The organism is Rhodococcus sp. 06-235-1A, assembly GCF_002258785.1.
Taxonomy (GTDB): domain Bacteria; phylum Actinomycetota; class Actinomycetes; order Mycobacteriales; family Mycobacteriaceae; genus Rhodococcoides.
Genome location: NZ_NOYI01000012.1, coordinates 320471 through 347247 on the forward strand (window position 1 = coordinate 320471; position 26777 = coordinate 347247).

Here is a 26777-nt window from a genome sequence, read left to right on the forward strand (position 1 = left end):
GTGCACACGACCGGTCTGCCCGCGTGTTCAGCGGTTGTCCCATACGACCGATTACGGTGGTGAGGGCAGCGTCGACGACGGCTGCTTCGGTTGATCTGGAGGCCCACGGTGATTCGTTCAGTACGGCGCGCAGTGACGATCGCTGCGAGCGCAGGGCTGTTGCTCACCGCCTGCGCTGCGCCCGATTCGGAAGCCCCGATCGCCGATGCCCTGCCGTGGAGCGAGATCCAGGAGCAGGCACAGGGGCAGACCGTCTCGCTCTGGATGTACGGCGGCGACGGGCAGGGCAATGCTTATGTCGACGACGTGCTCACCCCCGCGGCGGCCGAAGCGGGCGTCACGCTGCGCAGAGTACCGGTGGAATCGACCACCGACGCCGTCAACCGCATCCTGTCCGAGCGGCAGGCCGGGGTGACCGACGGCGAAGTGGACCTGGTGTGGGTCAACGGCGCGAACTTCGGCACCGGTAAGCAGGCCGGGGCGTGGCTGTGCGGCTGGACGCAGAATCTGCCGAACATGGAACTGACCGATCCCGAGGATCCGCTGCTGCTCGACGACTTCGGCACTCCGGTCGAGAACTGCGAATCACCCTGGCACAAAGCTCAATTCACTCTGGTCTACAACGCGGCAGCCATCCCCGATCCTCCGACGACATTCGACGGTGTGCTCGACTGGGCTCGCGCGAACCCGGGCCGCTTCACCTACCCCGCTCCCCCGGACTTCACCGGCTCGGTGTTCGTGCGTGAGGCGTTCATCAATGCCTCGGGCGGCGTCGACGAGGTGCCCGCGCGATTCGATCAGGACTCCTACGATCGACTCGCCCCAGCATTGTTCGACCGACTGAACGAGCTCGCCCCGTCGCTGTGGCGCGAAGGAACGACGTATCCGCAGTCCTCCTCCGAGCTCGACGCCCTCTACGCCGGTGGCCAGGTCGACATGACCATGACGTACGGCCCCGCGACCCTCCCGAAACTCGTCGCCGACGGCACCTTCCCGCCGGAGACCCGCGTCCTGACTCTCGACGAGGGAACCGTCGGGAATGCGAGTTTCCTTGCCATTCCGTCGACGTCGGGGAAGTCTGCCGCGGCGCAGGTGGTTGCCAATCTCGCGTTGTCGCCCGAGCAACAGCTTGCAAAGGCGACGCCGGAAGTGTGGGGCCAGTTCACTGCATTGGACATCGCGCGTCTGACCCCCGAGGAGCGCGCGCAGTTCGAGCAGCTCCCGTCCTCGCCGGTGGTTCCTTCGTACGAGGTGATCTCGGCGAACGCGCACCCGGAGCTGTCCGCGGAGTGGGTCACCCCGCTCGACGAGGGTTGGCGTCGAAGCGTGCTCGCCGGTCAGTGAGCGCGTCCACGAAAAGCTTTCGCGGGATGGCGGCGGTGCTTCCCGCCGTCGTCTTGGTCGTGCTGGTCGTCGGCGGCGGTCTCGGAACCGTGGTGCTGCAGAGCCTGGGTCTGATGCCGTTGGTCGGTACCCCCGAACTATCGGTCGACGCGTACTCCGCTCTGGGCGACGACCTGTGGCGTTCGGTGGCGCTGACGCTGTCGATTGCCATAGTCTCGACGGCGTTGGCCACGGTGATCGGGCTTGCCGCGGCGCTGACGGCCTTGTCGGGTGGACGCGCCGCGTTGGTCGCTGCTGGGTTGACGGTCACGGTGCCGCACCTGATCGGTGCCGCCGCGATGGCACTGCTGTTGGCAGATTCAGGAATGCTGCCTCGTATTCTCGGCATGACCGACGGCGGCTGGCCGGAGTTGGTCGGTGGAAAGTGGTGGATCGCCGTCGTCGCCGAATACGCCTGGAAGGAATCGGCTTTCGTGGCCGTCGTCGTGTCGGGCACGCTCGCCACCCGCGTAGCTGCATTCGACGAGGCGGCCGCGACCTTGGGTGCCGGCCGGTGGGCTCGGCTGCGGTTGGTCACGCTGCCGTTGGCCCGGCCCGCACTGATCGCGTCGGCGGCTATCGCGTTCGCCTACACGGTCGGATCGTACGAGGTGGCCCGCATTCTGGGTCGACCGTATCCGGAGCCGTTGTCGGTGATGGCAATTCGCCTGTTCACCTCGATTGATCTCGAGACACGTCCGCAGGCAGCAGCTGCCGCGACGATCGCTACCGCTCTGACGGTGGTCGTGGCCGCGGTGGCACTGCACTATCTGCGCAGATCGGCAGCGTGGAAATGAACAAGGTGGAAGTGACTCGGGTCTTTCCAGCGTTCGGTCGGGCCGTGCTGGTCCTGTGGTTCCTGCTGCCGCTGATTCCGGTTGTCCTGTGGGCCATCAGCAATCGCTGGTCGTTTCCCGGTTCGGTTCCCCAGGAATGGGGATTCGACGGCGTCCGCAGTGCCCTCGATGCCGGGGGCGTCGATGCGTTCGTGCGGTCTACCCTGCTCGCTCTCGCCGTCGCTGTCATCGCAACGCCATTGGGCGCGTTGGCGGCTCGTGCCCTGGTGAACGGTACCGTGCGTTTCCCCGCTTTGGTGGCCGGCATCCTCTTCGCTCCGCTGGCCTTGCCCCCGTTCGCCGTGGCGTTGGGACTCGATGTCCTGGTGCTGCGCTCGCGCATTCCGAGCACGGTCGCGGTGATCGCGCTGCTGACCGTTGCGGCCATTCCGTACACGACGTATCTGATGCGAGTGGCGTTCGGCGCGTACGACATCGGCTACGAGGAAGAAGCGCGAACGCTCGGTGCGTCGAGCGCCATGGTGCTGCGGCGAATTCGCATTCCGCTGCTGGCTCCAGCCTTGGCGGGGGCTGCACTGCTGGCGTTCCTCGTGGCGTGGAGCGACTACGTGATCACCCTGCTGATCGGTGGGGGCAGACTGGTCACCGTGCCCATTCTCGTCGCCTCGTTCGCTGCCGGGACCGGCAACGATTCGGTGGTGGCTGCACTGTCGGTAGCTGCCGTGGTGCCGCCGTTGTTGTTGGTGCTCATGCTCGCTCGGCTACGTCGTAGGAGTGCGCGATGAGCGTCGAACTGTCCGTACACAGACTCACGAAAGTCCATGCCGGTCAATCGGTTGCGGCACTCGACTCACTGGATCTCACCGTGCCGCCGGGGTCGTGCACGGCGATTCTCGGACCCTCGGGCTCGGGCAAAAGCACTGCGCTGCGGCTCATTGCCGGCCTCGATTCACCCACTGCCGGCACAGTGCGCATCGACGGCCGCGAGGTGAACGGCGTTGCGGCCGAGAACCGCGGGGTGGGGATGGTGTTCCAGCGTCCGATGTTGTTCCCGCACATGTCGGTACTCGACAACATCGGCTTCGCCTACCGCGCTGCCGGGGAGAGTCGCAAGCGGTCGCGCGAACGTGCCCGGGAGTACCTCGGCCTTGTGCATCTCGGTGACATCGGGGGCCGCGCGGTGTCCGAGGTGTCGGGCGGGCAGGCCCAACGGGTGGCGTTGGCGCGTTCGCTCGCCGGTTCGCCGCGAGTGTTGTTGTTGGACGAGCCCTTCAGTGCGCTGGACCCAGTGTTGCGCAGCGAGATGCACGACCTGGTTCGCGAACTGCGTTCGACGCTGGATCAGACTCTGCTTCTCGTCACCCACGATCAACAGGAAGCGGCGGTGCTGGCCGATTCGGTGGCGGTGCTCATCGACGGCCGGCTGGAGCATCACTCCGACATCGCGACCGCCTACACGCGTCCTCGCACGTTGGCAGTCTCGCGACTGATGGGCGGGATGAACGAAATCAAGGGTCAGTGGGATGGGGTTGGGGTGCACCGCTCCGAGCTCGGGGAGCTGGAGGTCCAGGGGGTCTCGCTTCCGGCTGGGCCTGCCGTGTTGCTGGTGCGGCATGAGCTGATCACGCTCAATGACAACGGGACTCGTGGAGTCGTTTCCGGTCTGCGGCCAACCGGGTTCCGCAGTATCGCAGATGTGACCGTGGGCTCGCTGACTGTGAAGGTGGAGTTGGACGCGGGATCTGCGGTGCGAGTCGGGGATGCAGTGGGGTTGAAGATTCCGAGTCGGGCGAGGTTTGTCACGGATTGAGGTCGAAGATGTGGCTGTTCGCAGTCCTAGCGTCCCGGCCTTCAACGCTAGTGTCACTTACCCAAGAAACTACAGTTCCCGCAACGTCAGGAAATCCTGACCAGCGCTATCGCCGGCCAGGAACATCGAGCCCAACGGGCAAGCAAGAGGTCGGGGTCGCTGGGAATGGACAGCCTTTGGCAAGGGCAGTTGGCGTCTACGAGCGATCCCGATGCACATGATCTCGACGTAATGGAGTGCGTAGGTGATAGCCGCGAGCATTTCGCTGATCGATCGTGTCCGTTCATCTGTCCGAATGAATGACCCGCCCAGAGCGTGTTGGGGCAACGATTACAGCGTCTCGGCACGAGTGTTCCTCTCGAAGTTGCACGGACTGTGGGGCGAGTGTGGGGCGAGTGTGGTGGTGGCCGATTGGCCACCACCACACGGGTCATCGGGGTTTGGTCTAGCAGGCGTAGCCGGTGTAGCCCTGGTTCTCCCAGGGGCGGGTGGAGAGGAGGAAGGCGGAGCACCAACCTCGGTTGGCGTACTGGCGGGCGATGTACTGGTGGCCCTTGATCAGTGCGTTGTAGGAGACGGTGATCTGCCAGGGCAGACCGCCGGGTAGGCGTGGGGCCCTGCCCTGACCGAGGTCGCGTGTCTCCTGCTTGTTGAGGTAGACCACGCAGCGGCCGTCACCGCAGCGGGAGGTGGTGGCGTCGGCGGTGCCGGTGGACCCGATGATCGCCCCCAGCATGACGGCGATCGCGGCCGCCACCAGCACCATCTTCTGAACCGTTCTGTTCCACGTGCCGCGAGTGGCAAGCGTTTTGGTATCCATCGGAAGATCCCTTCGGTGGTGCTCGATGCCGATGCTCGGCGGTGAGCGTCACTGATGAGGTCGTGTCGACATCGGTGAAGGTTCAGTGCTGTGCGATGTCATTGGGTTGCTGCGCCGTAGGTGACGAGTCCGGCCCACAGTCGCGGCGTGCGGCGGACGTCCGGGTTGTGGTGCAGCCATTCGACTTTGGCCTGGTGCAGGGCGATCAACGGTACAGTCCCACCGGCATAGAGCTCCCAGAACCGGTTCATGATGGCTGTGGTTGCCTCGTCGTCGATGTCGTAGAGGCCACCGATGACGGTGGCGGCTCCGGTCAACATCAACGCCAACGGAAATCCGCTGAGCTCGACTCCGTCTGCGGCGGTAATCGGTGAGTGGCACGACGCGAGCACGCACAGACGTGGAGCTTTCCAGCCCAAGGCTTGAGCAGCCGTGACGATCGAACCGTCGGGCATCGTTTTGCCCTGGCCCCAGCCGTGGTCGTCGCTGCTTCCGTGCACACCCATGGCCAACATCGCGATCGGCTCCGAGTCACTGTCCTTGCGAAGACGCTCACGTAGTTCCTCGGCACCGCGCACTCGAATCACGCCGGGCACATGGGTGTTCAACGAAATGAACTCGGCTTCGACGTGCTTGAGTTCGCCGTCTGCTCGTTCACCGTCATACACGGCGATCGAGGGGACAATCGAGGAGACGGTGTCGGTCCGCATCAATGCGAGCATGCTGGTGAGCGATCCGTGCACGCTGACCACAGCCCGGTCGATCAGCATTTCGTCCCGAAGCCCGGATCCAGAAAGGGGCAGTGCGTCGAACGGAACGTGGAACAGCCCTGTCGGTACGATCATCAACCGCACCGGAGAGGAACGGTCAGCACGAGCCAGAAGATCGAGCAACGGCTGCGGCAAGATCTGCGCGAACGTCGGCAACCAGGCGAAGATGCGGAGGTCCTCCGCCGACGTCGCCAACAGGGTTTTCGGTGGGTCGAAGTGGTCGAGGTGCTCCTCGACAGCTGAATCGTCACCGCCCTCGATCCAGGTCAAACGCCGATACACCCGCACCGTCGATACCTCGCGGCCTCTACCGGAACTCTGAGAGGTTTGCTGCGGGAAGAGTTGCAGGACAACAGTCGTCCCGGTCAGGTCCGACCGCCGGTCCAGTATCGATGCAGCCGTGATCGACATCAACGCCGATGCATCGCACAACGCACCCAACGGACCCAGCACACGCTCGGCATCGGACACCGCTCCCTGTCGGTCGACCAGAATCGCCGCTGACCGCGATTCGGTCGAGGATACTGCAGGCGTTCCGCCGTCCTCGTCCCCGTCCTCACCGTCGGTGGTCGTGGTGGTCGGGATCGCCGCGGAACTGTCGGACACCGCCAACGCGGACGACCGAATCGCGGTGTCGACATCAGGGTTTCGAGCCAGTTCAGCGAGGATCAGCCCCACCCGGTCCCGGCGTGCCGCTTCCATGATCACATCGGCCGCATCATGATCGCCGAGTTCGACCGCCAACGCAGCTCCCGCATCGAACACCCGGGCAAACCGATTCGACAGCCGTGAGCGATCCGCGGTCGTGGACACTGTGACCATCAACTCAGCAACACACCGCACCGACCACAACAACCGCTCCAGCTGTTCGATCTTCCGACCCTGACCGGCATCGAGCGATAGCGCAGCGCTGAGCCAACACACGGCCTCCAGCTCCGGGTCCAAACTCACACCCGCCGGACGCAGCAAGGTCACCGCATCGAGCGCAGCTCGCTCCCCCGACTCCCAATCGAGCGCCTGCTCCGACGACCCACCGGAATCGTTGACCCGCAACCACCACTCCGCCGACAGACCCATCACCACCGCGAACTCTCCCGCAGCCCGCACCGGATCCACCGACCCCAACAACTCGTCCAACCGAGCCCGAACCACCGAACTACCCACCACACCCGACCGCACCGCAGCAACCAACGCACGCCGTGCGGTGTTCTCATTGGTGGCCTGATGGTTCACGGAGACCAGTTCCCTGGTGACTTCGTCGAGCAGTGGTTCGTCATTGAGGAGAGTGACCAAACCCCGCATCATTCTCAGTGAGTGAGTGCTATTGCCCGAAAAGTCTTTCCATGCAAAGTCGGCAACGTCCAGAATCCGGAGAGCCTCGGCGCGTCGTTCAGGATGGCCGTCTAGGGCACCACTGTAGAGCTGAGCTTTGACGACGTCATAAAACCCGTTACCCAGGTTCGACAGCGACAGACGGCTTCCCAACGCGTAGGCGCGTTCTACCAGTTTCCGAAAATCATCAGATCCAGCGGATTCTTCGTCGAAGTCGACCTTGAGGATCTTGCGTGCTCGCGCGCCTAGACGCTGGCGGGTAGCCCACTCCACCCGCCCGTAATCCTTGAGATGACTGGCGTTGTCGGCCACGCATGTGTACCAGTATCGCGAGAAGGGCCCGTCTTCGGTCCCCGAATCCGCCAGTTCCTTCAGTTCTGCTTCGGTGGCGAGGAAACCCCTTGTGTCATTAGCCGCCCGCTGGACTCTGGCTTGAGTGACCAGTGCCCAGCCACTGAGCTTATGGTCGTGCTCTTTGTGCCTCTCGGCAAATTCTACTAGCAGCCCGACCTCTGATTGGGCGCGCGCAACATCCGACGACGCCAACAGGCCTCTCACGATTCCCAAACGAGCTCTGAAGTGCACCTTGTATGCGGCACCTGGTTTGGCATCGGTCACAAGGAAGGGTGCGTCCTCGTACAGCCAGTGAGTATGAGACAGAAGGTCCATGCCACTTAGCAAGGAGAGGGAACGCTGGTACGAAGCGATAGCATCCAAAGGACGACTGAGGCTCCGCAATGTTCCACCCATAATATTCTGAAAGATTGCGGCCATCAAAGGATCAGATATCGAGGTCGCATTGACGGCGCGTAGACAGGACGTCAGTTTACGAAGGTGTTCGTTGTCGTCTGTGGAATCACCTTCCATGCGACGTGCTAGATGCAACTGTGAAACAAGACCCAAAGCGTGGCGGGACTGCGACAAACTATCGGTCTCGTTCTCGGTAAGCGCGCAGAGCAGTACCGAGGCGTTTCTCACGACCTCTTTCGCCGGGGACCCACTGGGAAAAACGTTGGTCGGTTGCCTCGTACCTGATCGTGCGACGAACGAGAGACCCGCGATGCACACTGCTGAAAGCAGGCGTCGTGCAGAAGCAGGGTCGGTGTCGATACTTGCTGCCGCTAGAACGTCGTCCCAGGTGGCGAAGGTGGCGGTCATTCCTGGGAGTCGAGGGAGCGGTTGAACTGAGCAAGTCGTATCCCTGTGATGTAAGCGGGGTCGGGGAGGTCACGTGCCAACACTGTTGCCGCGCCGTGCAGTTCGTACAGCGCAAAGTCGTCGGAACCGTGGTTGCTCACCTGCAGAGGGAACCGCAATGTCGTGGTCCATCCGCGGACGGTTATTTCCGCGAGCACGTCGAAGTTGGGGGCTGAGGGTATGCCGATAGTCACCGTGACGCGGGAGGTGTCTGCCTCAGGAGTCGTCACCTCGATACTGGCTGAGAGCTCACCGGGGCCGGCGTCGAACACATTGTTCAACTCGCCAGTGGAGGTGACGGAGATGGTGCCGGCACCGGGGCTCGTGCCTCGGTGGTTCGAGACCAAGGCAGCGGAGGAGTCGGACCACTCCGAGACAACGCCCGCCAGGGCGTCGTCTCGGAGTTCATCAGGAACGGTCGACGTGCGGAGGCCGAGGTTGCCCAGGATCCGTTCGATCATGTCGGCCTCCGCTGCGTCAGCGACGGGGTCCTTGTTCATAGCGCGGTCCGCAGCCTCCGCGAGCCGCTCAGTGATTTCTGCCCGCCGAGCGTTTTCGCTGGGGTCGTAGGTGCCTGAAGTGCTGTTGTTCATTATGCTTCGCTTTCCGGTGCGATGAAGTGGTCGTCGCGGTGTGGATATTGGAGTTTGTTTCCGGCAGTGGTCTTCATCGCCTCAATCCACCGCCAGGGCAGTGCGAAACTGGGCCTTGATGGCACTGACGGTGGACTTGACCGTGCCGAGTGCCATTCCGAGTTCCTTGGCGACGAAGGCTTGAGGAACCGCGTTGAAATCGAGATCCCACGGATTCCACAACATGTCGGCCACTTGCCGCCGCCGCGGAGAAAGATCGAGTCTTGAAAGGACTTCAGTGGCCCGCGCGACGACGTCGTCGTCGATCGCGGACACATCATCGAGGTGCGCGAAATCCAACTGATCCAGATCGGGATGTGGTTTCGGAATCCTCTCCTTCCTGTTCAGATGGTCCCTGAACTTATGGGCGGCGACCCCGTAGACCCACGCTATTACGCTTATGTGGAATTCTATCTGCGGCAGTCTCTGCATTGTGGTGACCAGTGCCACCATCGTCTCCTGCGTGACGTCTTCGGCATCCGCCCAGCTCAGCCCCCATCTCAAGACTTGACTGTGCACTCGCATGGTCAAATGGGCGGGTGTATATCCGTAGTACTCCTCGAAACTTTCCAACCGGTGTTCACTGTGTGTCATGTGCATCTTTCTTCCGTTCGGGTCGAACAGTTGTACAACGCAAGCACGGTTTTCGCGGGTCAATCAGGTAGTCGATTGCGTAGAGCACGAGGTTCATTGGTCCGATGGTGATGGCCATCACACTTGGTGTAGCCCGGACTGTCGGGTGAGCATTCGCAGTCCGGGCCTACCAGGCTGGCTCAGATCCCGGTCACACCGGCGCGACGGAGGGAAGCGCGGGTGCCCATATAGGAACGATGATCACTGAGGACCGCCACCGAGAACGATCGGACGCATCACCTCGGTGGGCGGGAAGACGTACAAACCGTGCTTACACGATCGATGCGTCCACCCCGCTCTTTCGGCGGCGGCGAGCAGGGACTTTCATTCGTTGCGACGAGCCATCGGAACGACCTTCCTTCGAGTCACCGCGAGGTGACCTTGGCTGAGGACTTGAATGTCGTCACCAACCTCTCGAAGGCTCAGCGCTACACAGCGAGACCGGCGATGGCAAGAGCGTGCGGAATGGCCGCCAGGCTTCGGCCGTCGACGACGACCTTCAGTTGTCGCCGCCCACCACCGATGACCACAGCACCTGCCTCGAGCACTCGTGGGTCCACTAGAATTGGCCAGTCCGGCGGCGTACCGAAGGGTGTAATCGACCCGTGTTCCATCCCCGTCGCGGACACTGCGTAGTCCATCGGCGCGAACGACACCCTGCGGGCGTCCAACACCTTCTTGACCACTTTGTTCACGTCCAGGCGTGTCGTCGCGAGCGCCACGCACACTGCGTACGTGGCCGTCTCGCCGCTCTTCGCGACCACGATGATGGTGTTCGCGGCAGCTCGAGCCGGCCACCGATACCGATCGAGAAACGCAGCGGTGTCGGCGGCGGCCGGATCGACGATGAAGGCGTGATGGGGGACCTTTCGAAGTGCAGCGCTGACCGGGGGCGGAGCCCCGACGGCGCTGGCCGAGGTGCCGGGCAAGGTAATGGCTTCGTACGAGACTGGTGCAGTCATATCGCTTCTCCTGAACTGATTGCTCGTGGCGTTGTGTTCGGCGCCGACCGCCCGATGCGGCGCCCACGACACGCGGGCGCCGCATCGCAGATCAACGGTTCACAGGTGAATCAACTCCACAGAATCAAATCGCCGGACTCGGTCAAACCGATGAAGGTCGACCAGGTGACCCGCCGGCCCGCGCCGATCACGGGATCGACCGAGTGAATCTGCGTCGTCCGAAACAAGACAGCACTACCAACCCCAGGGGTAACCCCGTTGAACGTGCGCCCGGCGACCGCAGACGGATCAAAGCCGTACCCACGCATCTTGGCCCAGTCCTCCTCGGTTGCAGTCCTGTCGTACACCCTCAAGCCGCCGCCCTCGGCGGGTACCTGCAGGTAGAACAGCAAGCTGGCTTGTGCGACCACATTGCCGATGGCGAGCTCGGGCGTCTCCGTCGCCGCGTCGTCGACGTGGGGTAGAGCACCCCCCGCGATATCGCGGATGACCCCGGCGAAGTAGGGACGATACGGCCCGGTGTCATCCGGCTCCACGGCAATGTGGACCTCACCGCCCCAGGCGCGCCGCAAAGCACGCAAGGCAATGGACTGGGGATTAGCAACACCTGCCGCCGCGAAGGCACGTGAACCTCGCTCCGCGTCGTCACGAGCGGAGGTGAAGTACTCGGTGAAGTTATGACCACCGGCATAGTCGAAGACAGTAGGGCCGTACTTGAGGATCGGATCGTAATCCTCGGAGCCCACGGTCTTCTCGTAAGCGTCAAAGCTCAACGAACCCATTGCTGCAACTGCTGCATCGCAGTACCACTCGGGAAGCGCTTTGGGCAGGTGGTGTAGAGCGTTGGTCGAATGGCTGAGCAGCAGCTCCCGCAGAGTTGCCTCTTTCAAGGCGACGGCCGGAAACCTCTCGCTCGATGACATCACGGGTGTGGACCGCGTGTCGGGTAATGAGCTGTTGGTCAAAGAAGCAGGCATCGTGATTTCCTCCTGTAGGCGACATCCTGGATGTCGGCACCAGATATGCCAAGGTTCATTCACCCGCGATACTCCGACTGCATAGTCCGAGATGTCGTGCTTGAATCGACGAGATTGAGGGCCTGTCACCACGGAGGTAGCAGGGAGATCAAGGAAGCGAGCAGGTGAGTTCGTTATTCGAGGTGAACCGTGTCGACGTCAGCAATCCGGCCTCTGGGGCTCGGCGTGCAGTCGTGGCAGCATCCGTAGTTGTCACGGCCGTCGCGGCACTTGTCTCGTGCGCGACTGGTGACGATCCACTGCTACCGAATGTTGCTGGCCTGCGTCTCGAAAATGCGCACAACGTCCTCAGAGCCGCCGGCGGAATCGACGTTCAGCCACGTGTCACCGTCAGACCGTCCGGCTCTGCCGCCTCCTCCACCACCAGTCCCTCTCGCCCCGGGCCCAGATCGAGGTCGCTGGAAGTTGGACGGGATCATTTGAATCGAACTCCGTCAGGTGCGCTGCGTACGAGCCGCTTGAATCAACCTATGTCGGGTGGGAGTACTCCCGCCGAATCCCGGACAGTGTCGTGGTGACGAGCTCGTGCGCAGACGGCGACAGATGGCCTGTGGTGCGATGCTGATGGTTGGTCGCCGCGGTCTGGGTACCGAAGGTGGCCGCGGCGTAGGCCCTCTCCCCCGTTTCGTTGCGGATGTCGGCGGCATCGACCAACTACGCGGCGACAGTGATTGGGTGCGCCGGCAACGTCACGTGATCATTCGCCTCGCGCCAGGTGGTGAAGCGTTGCCACGCTGCCGCGCAAGTCCAGCAAGTTCCCTCGGAGCCGGAAGACTGCAAGGCGCGCCCGGGGCCCTCTTCACGGCGGCCGGCGGTAACTCCGGCTCGACAGCCGCCGATCTGACGGTCTCGGGTCTGTCCGCGGCAATGCTCACCGCACGTCCGGCCTGGTGGAAGTCATATCGGCGGCCAACGCGGACCCAGACATTCCGCAGAGCAACCCTGCGTTGTACTGGCCTTTCAGCTGAGATGGCGCAGAAAATGCAATATACGACACCTTGATCCAGTCGGTCTTGCGAGAATCCAGATCAGAGCTTCTGGCGGAAACGGCGACCGACGGCCGTGCACCGCCCGCCACGCCAGTGCTCAACGAATCTAAAACTACGATGTACTCATGCGCGCCGGACGCTTCGCCCCCAGTCCCTCGGGCGATCTCCATCTCGGCAATCTACGAACCGCATTACTGGCCTGGCTCTTCGCCCGCTCCACCGAACGACGGTTCGAGATGCGCGTCGAAGACCTCGATCGCGTGAAAGCCGGCTCGGAGCAACGCCAACTCGACGACCTCGCCGCCATCGGACTCGACTGGGACGGTCCGATCATGCGGCAATCCGAGCGTCGGGAAATCTACGACGCCACGATTCGCACGCTCACCGCCGCCGGGCTGACGTACGAATGTTTCTGCACGCGTCGGGAAATCCAACAGGCCGCATCGGCCCCGCATGCTCCCGACGGCGCCTATCCCGGAACCTGCCGCGATCTCACTGCAGACCAAAAAGCAGCGAAGGACCGCCCACCGGCCATCCGATTACGTTCGCAGGTAACCGAATTCACCATCGTCGACCAGCTGCACGGACTCTTCCGAGGCCAAGTGGACGACTTCGTCCTTCGCCGCTCCGACGGTGTCCCCGCCTACAACCTCGCCGTCGTCGTCGATGATGGCGCGCAAGGCGTCGACCAGATCGTGCGCGGCGACGACCTGCTCACCTCCGCACCGCGACAGGGATATCTGGCTCAGCTCCTCGGCCTCACCCCCGCGACGTACGTCCACGTTCCCCTCGCGCTCAATGTCGAGGGCAAGCGTCTGGCCAAACGTGACGGCGCGGTGACGTTGCGCGAGCGACCCGACGCGTGGCCGCTCATCACCGCCTCCCTCGGTGTGCCGAATGCGAAGAACGCCGAGGAACTCCTCGAGCAGTGGAAGCCGACACTGGTGCCCCGCGAACCGTGGGTGTTCGACCCCGCAAATCTCTGACCTACCAACCCATCGAGATCACGTTGCAACGCGACGGGACCCAATTGGGGGACGAATCGGACGTACAGTGACCGCGACAACTCTTCCCGAGGGAGAAGGACACAATGACCTCAGGCGGCTACGACCCCGACAAGGATCCCCAGAACCCCGGCGGCTATCCACCGCCACAGGGCGGCTATCCACCGCCGGGCAACTACCCACCACCCCCACAGGGCAACTACCCGCCGCCTCCGTCGTTCGGTAACTCACCGATGCCGACGCAGTTGTCCGTCGGAACGGCCATTGGATACGCCTGGAAGAAGTTCACGCAGAACCCACTCGTCTGGATCGGCATCGTCCTGATCGCCGCGATCATCCAGGGCGTGCTGAACTTCGTGTTGCGCTCCGACAGCTTCTTCGTCAGCTTGATCTTCAGTGTCATCGTCGGTGTGGTCGCACTACTCATCCAGGCGGCACTCGTCCGCGGCGCTCTGCACGAGGTGGACGGGATCAAGCCCGCGTTCGGGTCCTTTTTCCAGTTCAACAATGTCTTCGCCATCGTCGTCGCGGGCATCCTCGTCGGCATCGCAACCGGCATCGGCTACATCCTGTTGGTCATTCCCGGACTCGTCATCACGTTCTTCACGTGGTGGACCTTCCAGTTCGTCATCGACCGCGGCGACGAGCCGATTCCTGCCATCAAGGCCAGCGCCCAGGCGATCGCGTCGAACGGTGGAACGATCTTCGTGCTCGCGCTCGCCCTGTTCGGCCTCAACATCGTCGGTGTGATCCCGGTCGGCCTCGGTCTGCTGGTGACGATTCCGATCACGATCATCGCCGGAACCTACGCCTACCGCGTGACGGTGCGTGGCCGCGTCGCCTGACCTGTCATCCGCCTCGATGGGCGCGCATCCCTCCCCGGGATTCGCGCCCATCGTCGTCTCGGTGCTTGGATTCAGAGGTGACTACTACCGAACACACCGCCCCCGACGGCGGCACAGAGTCTGGGCAGGCCACGTTCGCTCACATCAGCAAGGGGTACTACGCCCCCATCGTCGCGCTCTTCGTGGCGACGCTGCTGATCTCGAACGTGGCCGCCAGCAAAGGTGTCGCCTTCTTCGCCTCGTCCGACGTCATGCTCGGACCGTTCCAAATCCTGCCGATCAATACCGACGGCGCATTCTTTCTCTTCCCCCTCGCCTACATCCTCGGCGACGTGCTCAGCGAGGTCTACGGCTTCAAAGCCACGCGCCGCGCGATCTACCTCGGTTTCGGCTCCCTGCTGCTCACCTCGGTGTGCTTCTGGATTGCCATCGAACTCCCCGCCGCCTCGTTCTACGAGAACCAGGCCGCCCTCGAGAGCGTCGTTGGCGTCGTCCCCCGACTCGTCCTCGCCGGTCTCGCCGGCTACACCGTCGGGCAGCTTCTCAACTCCGTCGTTCTGGTCAAGATCAAGGAACGCACCAAGGAAAAGCACCTGTGGGCGCGACTGATCGGGTCGACCATCGTCGGCGAGTTCTTCGACACCCTGATCTTCTGCTCCATCGCCGCCGGAGTCATCGGCATCAGCACCTGGACGGACTTCATCAACTACGTCATCGTCGGATTCCTGTGGAAGACACTCGCCGAGGTCATCGTCATGCCGATCACGTACCGGGTCATCTCGTACATCAAGAAGCGCGAGCCGTCGTACCAGGATGGCTAGGACGCGACCCATCCCATACTGAGGTCGAAGTAGCGCTCCCGGGCCGTCTCGAACGTGGCGACGGCCCGGGTGCCCGGCCAGTCTTCCGGGGTCATGGACGGTGGAAGACCGGGGTCGACGTAGGGAATGACGCGCCATTCGTCGAGCAACGGCACGAACGTGACAAACGCGTCGCGGGAATTCCGAGCCGGGGATCCGCCATCGAAGGCGTCGAGAAATGCCCGATGACGATCGGCGATGCCGGCCAGATCCCACCAATGCTCGGCACTCTCACTCAGAGTGGCGGGAGGTGCGATATCGGACGCGACGAACGTCGTGACGTACTGCGACAATTCCAACGCGTCGACGATGGCAGCGGCCTCGGCCGCGAGATACTCCGGTGCAATCCACAGACCCGGTGAGACTGTGCCGCAGCCTATTCCGGTCAGTCGACGACGCAGTTGGTGTCGGGCCGCACGTTGCGTCTCTGGAATGGTGAACGAGATGAGCCGAAACGGATCACCCTCGGCCATCCGCCGGAAGCCGAAGATCCGTCCGTCACCGCGCGCGAACATCGCGTCGGCCTGCTCGGTGATGCGATAGCCGGGTCGGCCGTCTCGATTGCTCGATTCGACGACACCCTTCTTCTTCAGCCTGGCCACCGCGATGCGTGTGCTCTCCGACGGCACTCCGAGCGCGTCCAGCCAGACGACAAAATCGGCGATGGCGAACCAGCCTCCGAGAGGTCGGACATAGGCCCCGAGCACCGTGCGCACGAGCGAGGTGGCACTGCCCGGACGAGAGTCGAAGTCGTCGAGGATGGCCCCGGCAGTGCTAGGCGCGGAGTTCGTCACGAATCGCCACGATTCCCAGATGCACCTCGCGGTACGAAGTGCTCAGTGGGCTCAATCCCAGGCGAATACCCTGCGGCGCGCGGTAATCCGGGATGACGCCCTTCTCCCACAGACGAGCGGTGATCGCCTTGAACTCGGGATGGTCGATGGTGATGTGCCCACCGCGTCGATTCGAGTCCTCCGGTGAGGCGATCTCCACCCCGAGCGGAACCAGCATCTCTCGGACGAGCTCGAGGGCGTTTTCGGTCAGTGCAACGGACTTCGCACGTATTGCATCCATACCCACCTCGGCGATCATCTCGATGGTGTCCTGCATCGCGATCATGCCGAACACCGACGGTGTGCCACTGATGACCCGTCGAATACCCTGTGCCGGAACATAACCCTGCGCCATCTCGAACGGATCGGCCCGGCCCATCCACCCCCAGATCGGCTGGACGAAATCGCCCTGAAGATCGCTACGCACGTACGCGAACGCCGGTGATCCGGGACCGCCGTTGAGGTACTTGTACGTACACCCGACGGCCAGATCGACTCCCCAGGAATCGAATTCCATCGGTACCGATCCGACGGAATGACACACATCGAGCAGCATCAGAGCGCCGGCTGCGTGCGCGATTCGCGTTGCCTCGGCCACGTCGACGAGAAAGCCGGAACGGTAGGCGACGTGGGTGATCACCACCAGGGCGGTGTTCTCCCCCACGACCTCGGCAAGTTGTTCCGGCGTGACGCCACCGCGGCGGTCCGTCTCGATCCACCGGAGCGTCATATTCATCTCTGCCGCAATGCCTTCGAGCAGGTATCGATCCGTCGGAAAGTTGTCCCGATCGATGACGATCTCGGTGCGGCCGGACCGCATGGCGATCGCCGCCCGTGCGAGCTTGTACAGCAGTACCGTCGTCGAATCGCCGATGGTGGTCTGGCCGGCCGCTGCTCCGAGGGTGGCGTCGGCCAGGGCGTCGCCGATGGTGACGGGGAGGTCGAACCACTGCTCGTCCCAGCCGCGGATGAGGCGTCCGCCCCAGGCCTGGGTCATGAAGGTGTTGATCCGTTCGACGCTTGCCTTGGTGGGCCGGCCCAGCGAGTTTCCGTCGAGATACGCGGTGATCGACGGGTCGTCGCTACCGAGGAACTTGTCGCGATAGCTCCGGAGCGGATCCTTCTCGTCGAGTTCGTCTGCGCGTTCCATCATCGTCCGATGTCCGTTCTGACAGCCAGCAATTCGGGGAAGAACGTGAGTTCGAGTGCCTTCTGCAGGAACCCGACGCCGCTCGACCCTCCGGTTCCGCTCTTCATTCCGATGGTGCGCAGCACCGTGCGCATGTGCCGGAAGCGCCAGAGCTGAAAGTTCTCCTCCAAGTCGACGAGTTCCTCGAATGCCTCGTACACCGCCCAATGTTCGGTGTGGTTCTCGTAGACGAACTTGATCAACGGCATCAGGTCCTCGTTGAACGTGTATGCCGTCGTGACGTCACGGTCGAGGGCCGATGCCGGTACGTCGTAGCCCTGCCGCGCCAGCGACTGCCAGAAGGCGTCGTACAGGCTCGGTTCGTGCAGCAAGGTCGAAAGCAGCTCATGCGCAGCCGGATCCGACTCGAAGACCGTCAGCATGCCCGCATTCTTGTTGCCCAGCACGAACTCCACGGCCCGGTACTGATAGGACTGGAAGCCCGAGGAGTTGCCGAGGAAGTCGCGGAACTGGGAGTACTCCGTCGGGGTGAGTGTGGCCAGCACCGACCACTGCTCGGTCAGCGTCTTCTGGATGTGTTTGACCCGGGCCACGCACTTGAGCGCGGTGCCGATGTCGTCGGCATCGAGAGCCGCCCGCGCGGCCAGCGTCTCGTGCAGCACCAGCTTGAGCCACAGCTCGGTGGTCTGGTGCTGGATGATGAACAGCAGTTCGTCGTGGTGCTCCGGGGTACTCACCGGCTTCTGGGCGCTGAGCAACGTGTCGAGGTCCAGGTAGGAGCCGTAGCTCATGCGGTCACTGAAGTCGGTGACGACAGTCTTCTCTATCGCGCGAGTATTGGCTTCGACGCTCATGGATCGTCCTCGATGTGGTGGGCTGGTGAGTCCACCGTATTACGGAATCGTGCCGCTCGCTAGATCCACGACATATTCCGGTTTCGCGAATGCCACCCGTCGCCTATCCTCGAAGTAACAACCCGAGTGAGGAATCGCAGTGCGTAGAGCGTCCGGACAGTTGGAGGAGTCGATCCTCGAGTTGCTCGGCGAGCACACGGAATTGTCGGTGGCCCAGGCCCGCGAGCATCTGGGCTCGGAGCTCGCTCACACGACGGTCATGACCGCGCTGGTGCGTTTGCACGGCAAAGGCCTCGTCGATCGCGAGCGACGCGGGCGTTCCTTCGTCTACACCCTCAACGCCCCGGTCGACGAAATCCCCGCACTTCGGGCCGCGATGCGGATGCGCACCGAACTCGGCGCGAGAGCCGAACGCGCCGACGTACTGGCCAGCTTCGTTGCCGCACTCGATCCCGAGGACGAGGCTACGCTGCGAGAGCTACTCGCCAAATCGGACGCAGCCGAGCAACATCGATGACTCTGCTCCTGGTCGTTGCCGCGCTGCCGTGGGTGCTGTCGCTGCTGCTTCGATTCGGAGCCGAGCACATCGACCGCCGACTCAACCCGTCGACCGCCGTGGTTCTGCTCCCCATCCTGTCGATGGTCACCGCGTTTGCAATTGTCGCATCCCTGGCAGCGCTTGCCGCGGTTCTTCTGGCGTCGGCTCAGGTTGTGTGGGTGTCGCTCGGAATTGTGATCTGCGCGTGGATGTTCTGGCGCTCGGTCGAGGTGACCCGCCATGTTCGACGCGTTGTGGCCAGCACGTCCATCGCATCCGAATTCGGTGAGGAGGCGCGAGCGACAGGCGGCATCGTCGTGGTCGACTCCGATGTTCCCGACGCCTTTGCCGTCCCCTCAGGTGGAGGTGCCGTCGTGATCACCACCGGTTTGGCTGAAGCGCTGTCGGACAACGAGTTACATGCGGTGATCGAACACGAGCGCGCTCACCTGCGGCACCGTCACAGCGTGTGGATCCAGATGTGCGAGATCGCAGCCCTGATCGATCCTATTCTCGGGCCGTTGACCGCCAAGGTGCGGCACGCGGCGGAGCGTCAAGCAGACGAGAGCGCCGCGGCGCTCGGCCGTCGAGATGCGTTGTCTGCCATCGCCAGAACTGCTCTGCTTCGGAGCCATCTCGACCAGGGAACCCACACTCTCGCCAGTACCGGCGGCGACGTCGTGCGCCGCGTACAGGCACTGAGCGAACCACCACGACACCACCCCGATCGCGGAATCCTCGCCGCCGGACTGGTTCTCGTCCTCGCGTTCACCGTCATCTCGGCGGCGTTGATCGACGTCGTCCAAGATGTGGTGGCACCCGAAACCGGAGAAGTCGCCACCTCGATCTTCCGCTGACCTCGGTCAGATGCCTGCGACGCCGGCAAGTTGGCCGATCGCATAGGTGACGGCCATCGCGATCGCACCACCGATCACGATTCGAGTCACCGCCGGGCGACTCGGCGCGCCACCGAGGCGTGCGCTGATAGTTCCGGTCAACGCCAGAGCCAGCAACACGACGACGAACGTGACCGGGATACGTTGCGAAGCAGGCAGAAGGAGGATCGAGAGCAACGGCAAGAGCGCACCACTGATGAACGACACCGCCGACGACGCGGCCGCCTGCCACGGATTCGTCAGCGCATCGGGGTCGATTCCCAATTCGACGTCCACGTGTGCGGCAAACGGATCGTGTTCGGTGAGTTCGCGAGCAACGGTCTGAGCAGTGTCGGCCGAGAGGCCCTTGGCCTCGTACAGTGCCGCGAGCTCCGCCAGTTCCTGCTCGGGTTGCTCGTCGAGTTCGCGGCGTTCCTTGATCAACAGCGAACGCTCGGCGTCACGTTGTGTGCTCACCGAGACGTACTCCCCGAGTGCCATGGACACCGCTCCCGCGACAAGGCCGGCAACGCCCGCGGTCAGCAGCGACCCACGATCGGTGGTGGCCGCCGCGACCCCGACGACCAGACCCGCGGTGGACACGATGCCGTCGTTCGCACCCAACACCCCGGCCCGTAGCCAGTTCAGTCGACCGGAGAGAGCTCCGTGCGGTTCGTGCTCGTGCAGGCTCGGCTCGGGCTCACTCATCGCCGGCCGTCGCCGATACGTCGTCCCACGCGGCGCGAGCGCCGGACTCACCGATTCTGTACACCTGGACGATTGTGGTCGCTCCGATCACCACTGCCAAGACCATCACGGCAATCGACTGCCACCGCACGGGCGCGTTGCCGCGACGCTCACCCAGATGCAGGAACACGAGTGCCGCGGCGACGACGACCAGACCGACGGAGAAGTAGATCATCCAGTCGCCGATCTCGGTGTGCTGTTCGACCGCCGCGGTCTTGGGTACGCGCTTCTCCAGCCACTCGCCCGCCTCGGTCGTCAGCGGCGTCAGTACCAGCGTGAACACCGCCAGGGCTGCGATCAGCCACACGAGCCTGCTGCGTACACCGGACCAGATGCTGGCGGCGATAGCGAGGATCGCAGTGAGCGGTGCCAGGACCACGATGAAGTGAACGAGCAGAATGTGGGCCGGTAGGCCGTTGAAGGTGGACATGCGTTCTCCTGCTGGCGTCGAAGTCGCGTGCACGTCACGCACCGCACATGCTACACACCATGTAGTAGTTGCGCCGACGGTTCGAGTGCTGTCATATCTCGCCACGGCGAGGTCGGTCCTGCGACCATCGCATGCACGATCTGCTCGAGCCGCTGACCCAGTGCAACAACGGTATTCGCGTCGAACAATGCCGTGGGATAGACGATATCGACCGCAGCCTCGATAGCGCCCCTGGGTCGTTCCGCGGGCTCCACTCCTGCCTTACCTTCACCGTCTCGATGTTCGGTGACGTGAAAATGGAGATCGCACTTGGCGATGTCGATCGGCCGAGGCGTGATCTCGAAGCGAACGTCCCCCATAGTGAGCGTCTGGGTCGCAAAAACGTCCAACGACAGCGCCACCTGAAAGATCGGGTGCCGCCCATCCACCGAGTCAGCAGCGAGATCGGCGACGACATCCTCGAACGGCACCGATGCATGGTCGAAGGCCAGTAGTTCACTCGCTCGGGCCGACTGCACGACGTCCTCGACGGTCGATGCGGCCGCGATGTTCGTCCGGATGGCGACGGTGTTGGTGAAGGTACCGACAAGTTGCTCGAGTCTCGGGTCGTCCCGACCGGCAACCGGGGTTCCGATGACGATGTCGGTGGCTTCCGTCGTCTGGGCGAGCAGGATCAACAGTGCTGCGCGCAGCACGGTGAATCGGTTTGTCCCGCAGCGCTGTGCCAGATCGGTCATTCTCTCGGTGGCGTCCGCGTCGAACCGAAGCGAGGTGCGGGCACCGGAGAAGTTCCAGTCCTGCGTGCGAGGGCGGTCCAACGGCAAGTCCCTCGAGCCGGGTGTGTCCGCCAACTCCGCGCGCCAGAAGTCGAGATCGCCCGACACGTCGCGCTCGGCGGCCCAGACGCTGTAATCGGCGTACTGAAGCGGCAATTCGGCCCACGAGGGTGCGCTGCCGGCAATCCTGGCGCGATAGGCCAAGACGAAGTCCGACGCCAACAGCCCCAGCGACCAACCGTCCGCTGCACTGTGGTGGACAGCGCACGCGAGCACGTGATGATCGGACTCGACTGCGAACAGTCGAGCTCGGATCGCGAACTCGGTGCGCACGTCGAAGGGGTGCTCTAGGGTCTCCACCACTGCGGCGTCGTCGAAGTCGACTACGTCGAGGTTCGGTACCGCCCTCGCCGAATCCGGCTCGACGACCTGCGCCGGAACCCCGTCGACATCCGGGTACCGCGTGCGCAAGGTGCTGTGTCGATCGATCAGGTCGGCCAAAGCCTGCGAGGCCGCCGCCGAGTGGAACTCCCCGGAAATCGTGACCGTGAACGGCAGGTTGTACAGCGGTAGCTGCGCATTTCGATCGATGTGGCGTTGCTGCGGCGCGAGTGGGATTGCGGATACTCCAGCCGACGTCCCGCGTTCAGGCCGCGAATTCTGCTGCCGCCCTGTGAGCCGACGCTCGTCTACACATGCTGCCAAGGCCTGAACGGACGGGGCGCCGGCGAGGTCACGCACACCGATGTCCACCGCGGCCTTCGCCCGCACCATCGACACGACCCTGGTCGCCGCCAGCGAGTCGCCTCCGAGGTCGAAGAACGAAGCAGCGCAATCGATGCCGCCCCTGCCGAACACACGCGCGAACGCTGCCGCCACCATCTCCTCGGTGGCACCGGCCGGCTCGGTTCGGGCGCCGGTCATCGACGTGGTGAGGTCCGGCGCAGGAAGTGCGCCGCGGTCGACCTTCCGATTGATCGTCAGCGGAATCTCGTCGAGAACAGAGAGCGTCGACGGCACCATGTGGGCAGGCAAGCGCCTGGTGAGATCCTGGCGGATGCGCTCGGTGTCGAGCAGGTGTCCGTGGGGTGCGGCTACTACATACCCGTCGATACGCAGATCCCCAGTGTGACTGCGGCGCAGAGCCGATGATGCCGCAGCGACGTTCGGACAGGCCCGCAACGCCGCGTCGACCTCGCCCAGTTCGACGCGATTTCCCCGGATCTTGATTTGATCGTCGGTGCGACCGAGAAACTCGAGCGTGCCGTCGCCGCGCAGACGCGCCCGATCTCCACTGCGGAACATCCGACTCGCGTTGCTGCCGAACGGGTTCGCAGCGAAGCGTGCCGCTGTGTCCGCGGTGCGGCCGAGATATCCGCGCGCGACGCCGGGAGTCTCGATGTAGATCTCGCCGACTGCTCCCGACGGAACGGGCCGCAGAGTGCAGTCGAGAAGGTGAATCACCGCCCCCACCATGGCTCGACCGATTCCGTCCGCGCTACCCGGAGTCAGTGGCGCGGTCATCGTGACACTGCACGTCGTTTCGGTGGGGCCGTAGGCGTTGAGCAGTCGGCGACCCACCGACCAGAGGTCCACCGTGTCCTGCGGTGCCGCCTCACCACCGATGATGATGGTCCCGACACCCGACAGCGCTGCGGGATCCAACGTGGCCAGCGCCGAGGGCGTGATCAGGAGATGTGTAATTGCTTGCTGCGCAATCAGTTCCGTCAGTTCGGCACCCGCGTAGCTCCCTGCCGGCGCGATCACCACTGCTGCGCCCGCGGTTGCCGCGGCCAGCACCTCGACGATGGCGGTGTCGAATCCGGGCGAGGCGAGGTGACAGACTCGTGACTCGACGTCGAGGTGGTAGCTGCTCCCGATCTGTTGTACCAGAGCGGCGATGCCACCGTGGGTGACGACGACGCCTTTGGGGGTGCCGGTGGACCCGGAGGTGTAGATGACGTACGCCGCGTGACCTGGTGCCGTCGGCGCGACAACGTCGTCCAAGTCTCCCTCTGCAACAACGGCATCGAGGTCCAGCCACTCCACGCCACCGAACTCGCCGCCGCCGCCCGTGCACAGGCCCAACACCGCACCGCTGTCCCGCACCACGAACTGCGCTCGCTCACGGGGGTGATTCGGGTCGACCGGAACGTAGACCGCGCCAACTCGTGCGATTGCCCAGAACGAGACGATCCCCGCAACGGACCGGCCGATGCGCACGGCGACCCGATCCTCGGTACCGATTCCTCGGGCACGCAATATGGACGCAAGTGTGTCGACTCTCGCGGCCGACTCTGCATAGGTCACCGAGACATCTGCATCCTGAATCGCAATTCGATTGCCGTGCTGTTTAATTGCCGTCGAGAACACGTCGTTCAGGGATCCACGCTCGACCACGGTCGCGCCCACCGATGCGGGCACTGCATCGGGCTCTCCGGGCAGGAACAGGTCGAGGTCTGCCACCGCGGTGTCCCCGCAACCGGATTCGCCGAAATGATCGAGAAAGTGCAGGAACCGCTCGTGGCGGCGAGCGAGGTCGCTCGGCGTGTACGCGGCAGGGTTGGCTTCGAAGTCGATGCGCGGACGAGCTCCGCCTCGACCGGGATAGATGTTGACGGCAAGATCCGAGACCGGGCCCGTGGTCAGAATGTTGATCTCGCCGTCGAAGTCCCCGACGGCCACGGTGTTCGCGAACATCATCACATTGATGGTCGGACCGAAACGCCCTGCACGCAGAGCATTCCCGCTCTCGGACACCGGCGGCCTGCTGCGCTGGTGTCGGAGGACGGCACCGATCGCCACCTCGGCCGACTTGATCACGTTGTTCACCGTTGCCGATCCGGCGCCCGGCAACCGCAACGGCACCACATGCGACAACGACGACCCGGCTCCGCGCAGCACTGCTGTCGGCCGCGCCGAGACCGGCAGCGACAGATCGACGTCGTCTACATCGTTCATGCGCGAGTGGAAGGCGGCGAACGCCGCGATCACCACGGTCGACGTGGCATGACCCCGAGCGGTCGGAGAAATCGACCGATCCTCCCCGACGACGATCGGCACCGACGCGGGCTGAGCACTCCGGCCCCACGGTGCGCCGTAACCCAGGTCAGCGGACTCCCAGTGCGCCCGATCGCGCAGGGCACGGGCAGATGCGCGGTAGCGCTCGTCCTCGGCGAGAAGTGCCGCCGGTGTGGTCGGATCGATCCGTGGTGGCCCGACGCCGTCCTGCACCGCGGCATACAGGGCCGCCGCACGTTCGAGCACCTTCATCGAGGCATAGCCGTCGAGCGCAATATGGTGTGCTCTGGTGTACCAGAACACGCGATCGTCCTCGACGCGGAGGACGCGCAGTCTCACCAGCTGGCCGTAGATCGACAAGGGCGTTCGACAGTCGTCGTTCATCCACTGTCGGGCTCTTTCTGCCGGACGGTCGTGTCCACGGAAGTCGAGAATCTCCACTGCCTCGGTCTCCGCGTCCACGAATCGCTGCATCGGAGTGCCGTCGACCTCGAAAACCCGCATGGTCGACGACGAGAACTCGCGATGTGCCCGGCTACCGCAGGCGACCAAGGCGTCGACATCGACGGCACCGACGATGTCCACGAAGTACGCAATGGAGAACGGTACGTCGGGCATGAACTGCTGCGCCAGCCAGATGTCGGCCTGGGACGAACTCACAGGTATGGCGTCGTCGAACATGGTGGTCCCCCCAGCATCACGAAGTACTACACATTCAGTAGTACCACGGGTCAGCGGGTCCTGCTTTCGATCCCGTCGTTGTCGGGGTTGCGGAGGGCGGCATCCATTGCCACGAACATGTCAAGAAACGTCGCCGGACGAGCGCTTTCCTGATCCCCATCCCGTTCGTCGCCACCCGACGCCGTCATGCTGTGACATCCTCGTGCGCGTCGCTCGGCGGTACCGACTGCGCTGTTCGGTTCGGAATCAGTGCGGTGGCAAGCAGTCCGAACGCAACGAATCCGGCTGCGATGAAACCTCCCAGGTTGACCCCGTGCGTCATAGCGTCGCGGGCGGCGTCGGCGACGAACTCCGTTTCGGGGCGGCTCGCAAATCCGGCGATAGCTCCGCCTGCACTGTCGGTGATCGACCGCGCCAGCATCTCGGCATCCGGAACTCCCGAGAGCGATTCACGTACCTGCGAGCCGAGAGTGGTGAAGAAGGTCGTCGTCAGCACCGCGATGCCCAGCGCGGAGCCGAGTTGCCGGAAGGCACTCTGAATTCCGGATCCCTGACCGGCACTGGCGGCGGGCACGTCATCGAGAACGACGTTCGTAACCTGAGCAGTTGCGAATCCGACACCGATTCCATAGAAGAACAACACGATCGCGATATGCCACCACCGGCTGTCCACCGCCGCAACGAACCCCAGCCCGGCAAGCCCGACCACCTCGAGGCCCAGCCCGATCCGAACCAGGTTCAACGGCGACAGCGAGGCTGCGAGGGCGAAGCTCGCCCCGCTGGCGACGAAGCTGCCGATAGCGATGGGAACGAGCATGGCACCGGCCTGGACTGCGCTGTATCCCAATGTGAATTGCAGCCACAACGGTAGTACGGCGATGATTCCGAACTCACCCAGCCCGATCAGCAGTGTCGCGATATTGCCACCGCGGAACGAAGCGATGGAGAACAGTCGGGTGTCCATCAAGGCCTTGTTCGTATCAGCGTCGCGGCTGAGGGCTCGCTGTCGAACAACGAAGGCCGCCAACGATAATACGGACAGCGTCAACGAAACGAACACTACGGACACGCCCACACCCCAGGTTGCCCCGAACAACTCGAAGGGCTCCGTGGACAGAACCCAGCCGTATGTGCGCCCTTCGATGAGCCCGAACGCCAACAGTCCGAGTCCGGCGATCGACAGCACCGCACCGAGTGAGTCGATTCGTCCGGAGCCACGCGGTGACCGATCGATGAACAACAGCGAAGCGACGAGAATCAGGGCGACGAGGGGGATGTTGATGCCGAATGCCCAACGCCACGATGCGTGTTCCGCAAGCCAGCCACCGAGGAGTGGGCCGAGGGCCGACGCAGCTCCGATTGTCGAGCCCCACACCGCAAATGCCTGGCCACGGGCCTTTCCGCTGAACGTCGCATTCAGTAGCGCCAACGACGTCGGCAGGATCAGCGCACCTCCCACACCTTGGAGGAACCTGGCTCCGATCAACAACTCACCACTCGTGGCTACACCGGCCAACAGACTCGAGGTTCCGAAGACAACGACGCCTGTCACGAAGACTCTTCGTGCACCCACGATGTCGGAGATGCGGCCGACCAGCAGGAGCAGCGCGGCGAAGACGATGGCGTAGGACTCCTGAATCCATTGCGCTTGACCGGAATCGACGCCGAGATCATCGATGATCGACGGCACGATCACATTGACGATCGTGGTGTCGACCACGATGAGCGCGACACCGAGCGCGATAGCGATCAGACCGAGCCAACGGCGCAACGAAGGGGACATCGTCATTCCAATACCTCC

Annotated in this window: 23 protein-coding genes; 9 read left to right on the top strand and 14 right to left on the bottom strand. The window is 63.6% G+C overall.

Going from position 1 to position 26777, the window contains the following annotated elements:
• The first annotated feature begins 108 nt into the window (after window positions 1–108).
• The 4 genes from CH275_RS11950 to CH275_RS11965 are packed head-to-tail and all read left to right on the top strand — an operon-like array spanning window position 109 to window position 3990.
• Window positions 109–1344 (top strand): ABC transporter substrate-binding protein, encoded by a 1236-nt coding sequence (locus CH275_RS11950; protein WP_094678286.1) that lies wholly within the window; start codon window positions 109–111, stop codon window positions 1342–1344.
• The gene (locus CH275_RS11955) at window positions 1341–2180 is read left to right on the top strand and encodes an ABC transporter permease (protein WP_256990982.1); all 840 of its coding nucleotides are present in this window, start codon (window positions 1341–1343) and stop codon (window positions 2178–2180) included. The genes CH275_RS11950 and CH275_RS11955 overlap by 4 nt, the downstream gene beginning before the upstream one ends.
• Complete coding sequence (locus tag CH275_RS11960) at window positions 2177–2965, top strand: ABC transporter permease (RefSeq protein ID WP_256990983.1); 789 nt, start codon at window positions 2177–2179, stop codon at window positions 2963–2965. Before CH275_RS11955 ends, CH275_RS11960 begins: the two co-directional genes overlap by 4 nt.
• On the top strand, window positions 2962–3990 hold the full coding sequence (locus CH275_RS11965) for an ABC transporter ATP-binding protein (RefSeq protein ID WP_094678292.1): 1029 nt from the start codon (window positions 2962–2964) through the stop codon (window positions 3988–3990). Before CH275_RS11960 ends, CH275_RS11965 begins: the two co-directional genes overlap by 4 nt.
• A 445-nt stretch (window positions 3991–4435) precedes the next feature.
• Here the strand turns inward: CH275_RS11965 and CH275_RS11975 are convergent, their stop codons facing one another.
• The 6 genes from CH275_RS11975 to CH275_RS12000 form a co-directional block, all read right to left on the bottom strand.
• Window positions 4436–4810 (bottom strand): hypothetical protein, encoded by a 375-nt coding sequence (locus tag CH275_RS11975; RefSeq protein WP_094678296.1) that lies wholly within the window; start codon window positions 4808–4810, stop codon window positions 4436–4438.
• A 98-nt stretch (window positions 4811–4908) separates the two neighbouring features.
• Window positions 4909–6885, bottom strand: a complete 1977-nt coding sequence (locus tag CH275_RS11980; protein WP_143546755.1) for a CHAT domain-containing protein — start codon at window positions 6883–6885, stop codon at window positions 4909–4911.
• Window positions 6886–8066: 1181 nt separating this feature from the next.
• On the bottom strand, window positions 8067–8609 hold the full coding sequence (locus tag CH275_RS11985; RefSeq protein ID WP_143546756.1) for a hypothetical protein: 543 nt from the start codon (window positions 8607–8609) through the stop codon (window positions 8067–8069).
• 174 nt (window positions 8610–8783) lie between these two features.
• Window positions 8784–9398, bottom strand: coding sequence for an RNA polymerase sigma factor (locus CH275_RS11990; protein WP_143546757.1), 615 nt, complete (start codon window positions 9396–9398; stop codon window positions 8784–8786).
• 404 nt (window positions 9399–9802) lie between these two features.
• Window positions 9803–10336 carry a YbaK/EbsC family protein gene (locus CH275_RS11995; protein WP_094678716.1) on the bottom strand — a complete coding sequence of 178 codons (534 nt, stop codon included), beginning with the start codon at window positions 10334–10336 and terminating at the stop codon, window positions 9803–9805.
• 110 nt (window positions 10337–10446) lie between these two features.
• Window positions 10447–11313, bottom strand: coding sequence for a 2OG-Fe(II) oxygenase (locus CH275_RS12000; protein ID WP_094678304.1), 867 nt, complete (start codon window positions 11311–11313; stop codon window positions 10447–10449).
• Between the two features lie 1174 nt (window positions 11314–12487).
• Between CH275_RS12000 and gluQRS the strand changes: the two genes are divergently transcribed.
• The 3 genes from gluQRS to CH275_RS12020 all read left to right on the top strand — a co-directional run bounded on the left by gluQRS (window position 12488) and on the right by CH275_RS12020 (window position 15032).
• Window positions 12488–13348, top strand: coding sequence for a tRNA glutamyl-Q(34) synthetase GluQRS (gene gluQRS / locus CH275_RS12010; protein WP_094678306.1), 861 nt, complete (start codon window positions 12488–12490; stop codon window positions 13346–13348).
• 104 nt (window positions 13349–13452) lie between these two features.
• Window positions 13453–14211 carry a hypothetical protein gene (locus CH275_RS12015; RefSeq protein ID WP_094678308.1) on the top strand — a complete coding sequence of 253 codons (759 nt, stop codon included), beginning with the start codon at window positions 13453–13455 and terminating at the stop codon, window positions 14209–14211.
• 77 nt (window positions 14212–14288) lie between these two features.
• Window positions 14289–15032: a queuosine precursor transporter gene (locus tag CH275_RS12020; protein WP_032379950.1), complete on the top strand. Its 744-nt coding sequence runs from the start codon at window positions 14289–14291 to the stop codon at window positions 15030–15032.
• Here CH275_RS12020 and CH275_RS12025 read toward each other — a convergent pair.
• Genes CH275_RS12025 through CH275_RS12035 form a run of 3 tightly spaced genes read right to left on the bottom strand, consistent with a single transcriptional unit; the run spans window position 15029 to window position 17908 of the window.
• Window positions 15029–15865: a PaaX family transcriptional regulator gene (locus tag CH275_RS12025; RefSeq protein ID WP_094678310.1), complete on the bottom strand. Its 837-nt coding sequence runs from the start codon at window positions 15863–15865 to the stop codon at window positions 15029–15031. The genes CH275_RS12020 and CH275_RS12025 overlap by 4 nt on opposite strands.
• Window positions 15846–17054, bottom strand: a complete 1209-nt coding sequence (locus tag CH275_RS12030) for a kynureninase (RefSeq protein WP_094678718.1) — start codon at window positions 17052–17054, stop codon at window positions 15846–15848. The genes CH275_RS12025 and CH275_RS12030 overlap by 20 nt, the downstream gene beginning before the upstream one ends.
• Window positions 17054–17908: a tryptophan 2,3-dioxygenase gene (locus tag CH275_RS12035; protein WP_094678312.1), complete on the bottom strand. Its 855-nt coding sequence runs from the start codon at window positions 17906–17908 to the stop codon at window positions 17054–17056. The genes CH275_RS12030 and CH275_RS12035 overlap by 1 nt, the downstream gene beginning before the upstream one ends.
• Window positions 17909–18047: 139 nt before the next feature.
• Between CH275_RS12035 and CH275_RS12040 the strand changes: the two genes are divergently transcribed.
• Together CH275_RS12040 and CH275_RS12045 are read left to right on the top strand one after the other, a co-directional pair.
• On the top strand, window positions 18048–18425 hold the full coding sequence (locus CH275_RS12040; protein ID WP_094678314.1) for a BlaI/MecI/CopY family transcriptional regulator: 378 nt from the start codon (window positions 18048–18050) through the stop codon (window positions 18423–18425).
• Window positions 18422–19303 (top strand): M56 family metallopeptidase, encoded by an 882-nt coding sequence (locus CH275_RS12045; protein ID WP_094678316.1) that lies wholly within the window; start codon window positions 18422–18424, stop codon window positions 19301–19303. Before CH275_RS12040 ends, CH275_RS12045 begins: the two co-directional genes overlap by 4 nt.
• A 6-nt stretch (window positions 19304–19309) precedes the next feature.
• Here CH275_RS12045 and CH275_RS12050 read toward each other — a convergent pair whose 3' ends face one another.
• The 5 genes from CH275_RS12050 to CH275_RS12065 all read right to left on the bottom strand — a co-directional run bounded on the left by CH275_RS12050 (window position 19310) and on the right by CH275_RS12065 (window position 26765).
• Complete coding sequence (locus CH275_RS12050; protein ID WP_032368639.1) at window positions 19310–20029, bottom strand: VIT1/CCC1 transporter family protein; 720 nt, start codon at window positions 20027–20029, stop codon at window positions 19310–19312.
• Window positions 20022–20498 (bottom strand): DUF2231 domain-containing protein, encoded by a 477-nt coding sequence (locus CH275_RS12055; protein ID WP_094678318.1) that lies wholly within the window; start codon window positions 20496–20498, stop codon window positions 20022–20024. The genes CH275_RS12050 and CH275_RS12055 overlap by 8 nt, the downstream gene beginning before the upstream one ends.
• A gap of 50 nt (window positions 20499–20548) precedes the next feature.
• Window positions 20549–24955: an amino acid adenylation domain-containing protein gene (locus tag CH275_RS12060; protein WP_256990984.1), complete on the bottom strand. Its 4407-nt coding sequence runs from the start codon at window positions 24953–24955 to the stop codon at window positions 20549–20551.
• Window positions 24956–25026: 71 nt separating this feature from the next.
• The gene (locus CH275_RS29475) at window positions 25027–25164 is read right to left on the bottom strand and encodes a hypothetical protein (protein ID WP_179276113.1); all 138 of its coding nucleotides are present in this window, start codon (window positions 25162–25164) and stop codon (window positions 25027–25029) included.
• Window positions 25161–26765, bottom strand: a complete 1605-nt coding sequence (locus CH275_RS12065; protein ID WP_094678322.1) for a DHA2 family efflux MFS transporter permease subunit — start codon at window positions 26763–26765, stop codon at window positions 25161–25163. Before CH275_RS12065 ends, CH275_RS29475 begins: the two co-directional genes overlap by 4 nt.
• Between the last annotated feature and the right edge of the window lie 12 nt (window positions 26766–26777).